Below are 6,577 nucleotides of genomic sequence, written 5' to 3' on the forward strand. Positions count from 1 at the left end.
CAGGCGCTTTCCTCGCCTGTAACATTTCGTTACCATCGGCGCACAGACCCTTTAACATCAAAAGGTAACCCGGTGCAGAACACCTACATGCCGTGGCAAATTCGCCTGCACTGGCTGGTGGCGATCCTGCTGGTCATCACCTGCGTCACCATTGAGCTGCGCGGCTTTGCCGAACCGGGCAGCGCTCCCTGGTACGTGCTGGTTGTCACCCACTTCAGCTGCGGCGTAACGGTGTTTGCCCTGATGATCGCCCGCCTGTTCCTACGCTGGCGCCACCCTTCGCCCGCCATCGTGCCCAAATCGCCGAAGTGGCAAACCGGCCTGGCGCATTTGACACATACCCTGATTTACCTGCTGCTGTTAACGCTGCCGGTGCTGGGGGTGTATTCACGCTATCTGGGCGGCAAGGAGTGGTATCTGTTCGGCCTGTCGATGCCATTCGCCGAGGTGGCCGATCGGCCTCAGGCACGGATGATTATCGGTTGGCACAAAACGCTGGCGTCATTCGGCTACTGGCTGATCGGCCTGCATACCGCCGCCGCACTGTTCCACCACTATATCGTCAAGGACAATGCGCTGGTACGCATGCTGCCACTGATGAAAAAGCGCTGAATCATTTGGCGCCAGGGATGAGTTTTCGGGCCACGCCCGCTGACAGGGAATGACATGCAAACCCAATTTTTTCATGTGACCATCGAGCAGTGCGCCTGCCAACAGACGGCGCCCGACAACCTGGTGAGGCTCATCGCCTCCGGCCAGACATTCTTTTTTTACCGCGACGACTTCAGCGACAGCGAAAATCTGCTGGCAACGCTCGCCCCCGGCGATCGGGTAAAGATCGGCGCCCATCGCCTGCGGGACGGCAGCTATTGGCTGCACTGGTTGCTGCACGCCACAAAGGGCCGGCTGGAGCCGGACAGAACGCTGAAATACAAGCTGAAATATTTTGTCCTGCTGGTGCTGGGCGCAGCGCTGGCCAGCGGCTTCCCGGCGGCCTTTTTCATCATGGACGGGGACGATTCCTGGCTGACCATCGTCCTGTTCTTTATCGCCATCATCGCCGGCCTGATCGGCGTCGGCATAGTGCTGTTCGTCGGTTCGGAGCTCCTGCTGATCGGGCACCGCGGCCGCAGGCGCCTGCTCAGGGCGCTGGATCGCGTGCTGCAGGGGCAAGACGTCACGCCGCCCGGCTCGCTCAGCCTGAAAATCCCCGGCCTCAAATACCGGGCCATCCGTGCAAACGCGGCGCAGACGCCCGGCATACCGACCGAACAGCCTCTTCCCGCCGGCGTTGAATCCAGCCAGATCGCCACGGTGGACACCCTGCACTATGAGCTTTATCAAACAGAGTACCGGCAACGCACTTATTCCGTGGATACCTATGCGCTGCAACTGCAGGGGGAGCACTATGCATTGGCCGTTCGATCGGTCAACGTCTGGAGCACCAGGCTTCACCCCGTTTTTCGCCGCCGGCACCCGCTCTTTATCGCCCAGGGCGACCCGCTGCAGATTTTGTATCGTCAAGATGGCGCCTTGCCGGCCCTGCGTCTGGTACAAGGGATCATCAATCACCGCGACCGTCAGGCCTATCTGGTCGCCGGCAACGGCTATTGCAGCGAAGCGGATCTCACCCTGTGTGCCCGTGTGATCTTCGCATTGGGCGCGATCATGGCGGCTTTCATGCTCGGCATGCTGCTGTGGGACAGCCTGGAGCAACGGGGCTTTTATCTGGATCGCTGGGCCCTGGCCCAGATAGGCAGTGAACTGCCGCCGCTGCTGTTCTTGTTGCTGATGGCGGTCAGCGGGCTGGCATTGATGATTGAAGCCGTGGGGCAGGGCTGCCGCCGCTTCCTTCCCGGCCAACGCCGCGCTTTCCAGGCCTATCGATATCTAAAAAACCTGCGCCTCAGTCTGTATCAGCAGGATCAGGTGACGGAGCTGAAATCATGATGCTGTCATTCTATAAAAGGCCGCTCTGCATTCTGGCGTTGTTTCTCTTCAGCACGTTGAGCTTCTTTTTGCTCAATCCTGACCAGCGCTATGCACAGTGGCAATGGAACAGCGGCGACGCTGCGCTGCCGACGGTGGCCGATTATGACTTTATCAAGAATTATCAGGCGGGGGGCGGCGTGCTGCTGGTGACCAACAAACGGGTCGAAACGCGCGGTAGCCGCGGCCTCTTCGGCTGGTCGGCCGATTATGTCAGCCAGTTGCTGTTCGCCGGCCCGAAGGGGGTGCAGATGCTGGGCCGCCTGCCAGAATCGGTGCACGATGCGGTCTGCAGTGGCCAGCGCTGCGTGCTGTTTCTCGCCGAAGGACGGCGGTTGATCGATCTGCAACTGGGAACCGTCGGTAAGCTGCTGCCCAGGCAAAAGGCCGACAACGACACCCGTCCCCTGCTGATTGACGGTAAGTTGGCGGCGCTGCGCTCCCGTGATGGATTGTACTTCATCAGTACCGACGGCATCTTCTACAGCCCGGACTTTGGTGCCCGTTGGCAACGGACGCTGGATCTGCCGGCACTGCTGGCCGAACGGCAGCTGTTAGGGCAGGATCGCGAAGAAGATGGCACCTCAAGGCTTGCTCATGCCACTGCGCAGGCCCCGATGCCCGAGATATTTACCGCCGTTGATGGCGATCGCGTGCTGTTCTGGATGAACCCGGTGCTCGGTTCCGGCGCCTTACACATCGCCGTTAACGGCAAAACCGGCAAGGTGGCCGAACTGCATTGGCTGCCGGTGCGCGTGCAGGAAAGCGCGCAGGCCCCGGATGGCGGCATCTACCTGATCGCACAGACGCTGGACAGAGGGCGGTATCAGCTCCTGCGCTATCAATCTGGCGGCCAACTGCAAGTGATACTGGAGACCGGTTACAAGTCGCTGTATCGGCTGTGGGCCGGCAACAAAGCGCTGGTCGCCCAAACGGATAACGGCGACGGCCATCTCTCGCTGATTTTCGACCTGCAAACCTCCCAGGTACGCTACCTTCAGCCGCTGGACTATGTGTACAAAGGGTTGGACGACGCACGCCAAACCGTGATTGAACCGGAAAGCCACTATGGCGATAACGGGGAGCCCCCGGCGCTGCCCTACTTCGTTCGCTATCGTTCCACCGCGCCGTGACCCAGAGGAACCTGCCATGCTGCTAGGTTATGGCACCGGCGTATTTCGCCCATAGCAGCACGGCAAACAGCGCGAGCACAGCACGCCGAAAATCGGGTGATCCCGCCAAATCAACAACCAACCGACGAGCAAAATGGCCCAGGCGGCCATGGCGATATCCTTTTCCACGAGAAAACCGCCTGATGCTAGCGCAGGGAACGGAAGGCGTTGAAGCCTATGCCATGAATAATTATCCGTTAAATAGAAAGGTAATAATTTCAGCTTTATTTCTGTGACTATGAAGATCACATAAATAACGCTTCACAGAGTAATTTCACCGTAGGGGAGATAACTCCCTGTATCTCAATAAGATATTTAAACCTCTGTGGAAAAGCGAGAAATGAAAGCGGAAAAAAACTGCAATAATTTGTGCATATTCTAAATATTGACTATGTTTAGACATACTATTTATATGCAGGTATAAACGCTGAATAAAAAAGAGCAAGGCACTTAACAATATTAACCACACCTCGCGCAGCGCGTGGGTGAAACGCTATTTTTCATAAAAACTCTGAGGATAATTCATCTCCACGGAACGGGTAACTTTGCATTTTATCAGGTCAATAGGCTACACACCGCAATTAATATCATTATTAGCATTCCGGAGACCAACAATGAAAATCGTTACAGGCATTATTCTTACCTCTATGGCCGCCTTCAGCGGCGCGGCTTACGCGGCCGATGCACAGCCCACTACCGGCAGCGCGGAAGTGATGCTGGAACACGTGCACGCCGTGATGGAAAACGGCAGCCCGGCGCCGCAGCATGACGCCGCCTGTAAAAAAGAGCTCTCCATGCCCGAATCGAAATATATGGGCATGAAGGTCAAAACCGATTACACCATCAACAGCAGCACCATGATGATGTCAGCCAAATCGATGTTCCCATCACCGGATTCCATGAAGCCCATGGCGCTGACGGTCGATCTCTCCGCGCTGGGCCTGGCGAATGTGTATGCCTTCGGTGCCTTTAAACCGGCCGCGTTGCCGCAGGCCTATATTTATTTCACCATCGACAAGGACTTTAAAAATCCGGTCAGCACTTTTATGATCATTAACCAAGGCAAGCAATACAACTGCGTGATCTCCAGCTCGAATAAAATGATGAGCAAAGAAATGCGCGACAAGATGATGATGATGAAAAAACAGTAACGGAATGAAAAGCGGCGCTCCCCTTAACAGGAAGCGCCGCCATAAACGCGTTAAATCAGACCAGGATTGTATTTCTGGTTGAACTTCTCTTCCGATTGGCACAGATAGATAATGCCTTCGATAAAGCCGACAATCGCCGGGATCCCCGTCCAGCAGAGCAGCAGGTAGAACAGCCCCCACCACTTCATGCCCAGGTAAAACTTGTGAATGCCCAGCCCACCCAGGAAGATGGCCAGCAGGGCCGCCGCGAGCTTGTCTTTTCTGCTCATAGTGCACTTCTCCTTACTTCTCACCGAACCACCGGCATGTCCAAAACGGATGCCGCTCCACCGAGCGCCGCATCACAATGCTTGAGGAGTAAAACATTCACCCATCAAGGCTCAACAGGGGTAATTATAACATCAGATGATTAAACGCTTGTTTAACCGGCTAACCGGCAGGGAAAGTAAGAAAAACGGAGGGTAGCAAGGAGGTAATGATGCGGGTAATAGAACATTGAAAATAGCCGAGATGCTCCCCGGCTATCATGCCAAAATGATGCAAATCAACAAACCTTATTCACTCATTCCGTTAGTTTTTTGCCGCGAATTATAACCCATCAGCTTGCGGGCTGTGCGCGGCAATGATATTTGCCATTTGCGCATAATCTTTAATAACCCCCGGATGACGCCGCCCCATACATAAAATAAAATCACAGCGCTGTTCACTGCCGAGCAGACTTTCCGCAATATTTCTTACCCGTAACTTAGGGTTGGCGTTAATTCTGCGAACGCGTGACGCCTCTTTTTCGTTACTTTCCGGATGAATTTTCTCTTCATATTCACCTAACATAAGCGTTAATTTATTAACACTTTCATCGAGCTTAATATCGCCATCTGACAGCAATGCCCCCTCCCCCCACCAAATTGAGGGACTGGCTGCCAAATAACGTTGGAAAGCTTTCGGATGATTCAACAAGGTGTACATCACGAAATGGCCGCCGTGCGAATGCCCAGCCAGAGTTTGCTGTTCGGCGTTAATGGAGTAATGCGACTCAATCCAAGGCTTAACGCAGGTTGTAATGAACTGATAGAACGCTTCCGCTCCACCGCCCTCGGCAAACTCCTCGTCCGGGGAAGGGATCGTATAGTCACGAGTTCGCGCCTGTTTAATATCTACGTCGTCTTGATAGCCAATACCCACATAAAGGATATCCGCGTCTCCCCGCCGGTTTTCATATTCCGTTACCGTAGAAAATTGCGTATTGGCATCTAAAAGATAAAGTGGATTTAAATTACCTGCGACTTTCTCGCTGTGAGCGATAAAGATTTTATATTTTTGGCCATTATAATCCAAGCACTGAGTCGTTGAAATCAAGCTGTTACACATAATACCCTCACTTTATAAAACTTCGCATTAGCATTAATTATTCTCTTCCCAGATGAGAAAAAAACAGTGAGTTCGTAACGTAACAACGTATTTATTCATTTACGACGAGTGCTGGTTGTGTGGATTATTGGACAAAAATACATGCACTAAGCCATATGCCATAGCGCCCCGTGTTGACCTCAGTGAACATTAACAACAGGTGATTTTTGCAAACGGATAAAATGATGCGATAACCGAGATTTAAACAATATCATCCGGCACTCCAGCAGCCTGCGATATTGCTGACGCCCATACCTGACAGCACCCTGTCATTCTCGCCTGAAGGGCCAAGGTACAACGCTATTTATCCTGACAGGCGAGACCCGGGGGAGCATTGATTTCCACTAACAAGGGGGATGGATTGTATTGGTGCGATAATAGGAATAAAACAAAAAACATAATAAACTGTTTTAAATGATTTTTACAATAACAAAATAGCAATATATACACAATAAAATGGTGTACAACACATAGAATAAATTATAAGCAATTGGCACTCACCCAATGCTTATCATATTAAAAAAAGATTTATAGAAAAACTGTTCACCCTATACACCTTTTAATTTTATCCTTTCATTTAAATTAATTAATGAGTGAATAGCTACCTTATCAGTGTACACTCCTGTTCACCTACAGGGTGAACAGCCTGGATCGCAGGCACAAAAAAACCGGCCTGATCCGGTTTGGGGAACGCTTGTCGTTATGAAATTGGCCGTTCAGCGGCCGATAGGTGTCAATACCGATCGAATTGTGACCCACCCTGCCAAAGTAAAACGGACCCACCCCTGATCGTGGTTACTCAGAAACTTCGGCTTGCGCCTGTTTCTTAAGTTGGCCACTTTTTAATTTGTCCTTCAG

Annotated in this window: 6 protein-coding genes; 4 read left to right on the plus strand and 2 right to left on the minus strand. The window is 52.6% G+C overall.

The features are described 5' to 3' along the window. The first annotated feature begins 87 nt into the window (after positions 1–87). From cybB to M6G53_RS05530, 4 genes are all read left to right on the plus strand, one after another. Positions 88–612 carry a cytochrome b561 gene (gene cybB / locus M6G53_RS05515; protein WP_253329625.1) on the plus strand — a complete coding sequence of 175 codons (525 nt, stop codon included), beginning with the start codon at positions 88–90 and terminating at the stop codon, positions 610–612. Positions 613–666: 54 nt separating this feature from the next. Next, positions 667–1,950, plus strand: coding sequence for a hypothetical protein (locus tag M6G53_RS05520; protein ID WP_253329617.1), 1,284 nt, complete (start codon positions 667–669; stop codon positions 1,948–1,950). Next, complete coding sequence (locus tag M6G53_RS05525) at positions 1,947–3,122, plus strand: hypothetical protein (RefSeq protein WP_253329619.1); 1,176 nt, start codon at positions 1,947–1,949, stop codon at positions 3,120–3,122. Before M6G53_RS05520 ends, M6G53_RS05525 begins: the two co-directional genes overlap by 4 nt. A 653-nt stretch (positions 3,123–3,775) precedes the next feature. Further along, positions 3,776–4,312 carry a hypothetical protein gene (locus M6G53_RS05530; RefSeq protein WP_253329620.1) on the plus strand — a complete coding sequence of 179 codons (537 nt, stop codon included), beginning with the start codon at positions 3,776–3,778 and terminating at the stop codon, positions 4,310–4,312. 50 nt (positions 4,313–4,362) lie between these two features. Here M6G53_RS05530 and M6G53_RS05535 read toward each other — a convergent pair whose 3' ends face one another. Both M6G53_RS05535 and M6G53_RS05540 read right to left on the minus strand, forming a co-directional pair. Next, a complete protein-coding gene (locus M6G53_RS05535; RefSeq protein WP_253329621.1) occupies positions 4,363–4,581 on the minus strand; it encodes a TM2 domain-containing protein in 219 nt (72 codons plus the stop codon). 319 nt (positions 4,582–4,900) lie between these two features. After that, a complete protein-coding gene (locus M6G53_RS05540) occupies positions 4,901–5,680 on the minus strand; it encodes an alpha/beta hydrolase (RefSeq protein WP_253329622.1) in 780 nt (259 codons plus the stop codon). Positions 5,681–6,577: the final 897 nt, after the last annotated feature.

The sequence above is a fragment of the Serratia nevei genome (assembly GCF_024160145.1).
In the GTDB taxonomy this organism is placed as follows: domain Bacteria; phylum Pseudomonadota; class Gammaproteobacteria; order Enterobacterales; family Enterobacteriaceae; genus Serratia; species Serratia nevei_A.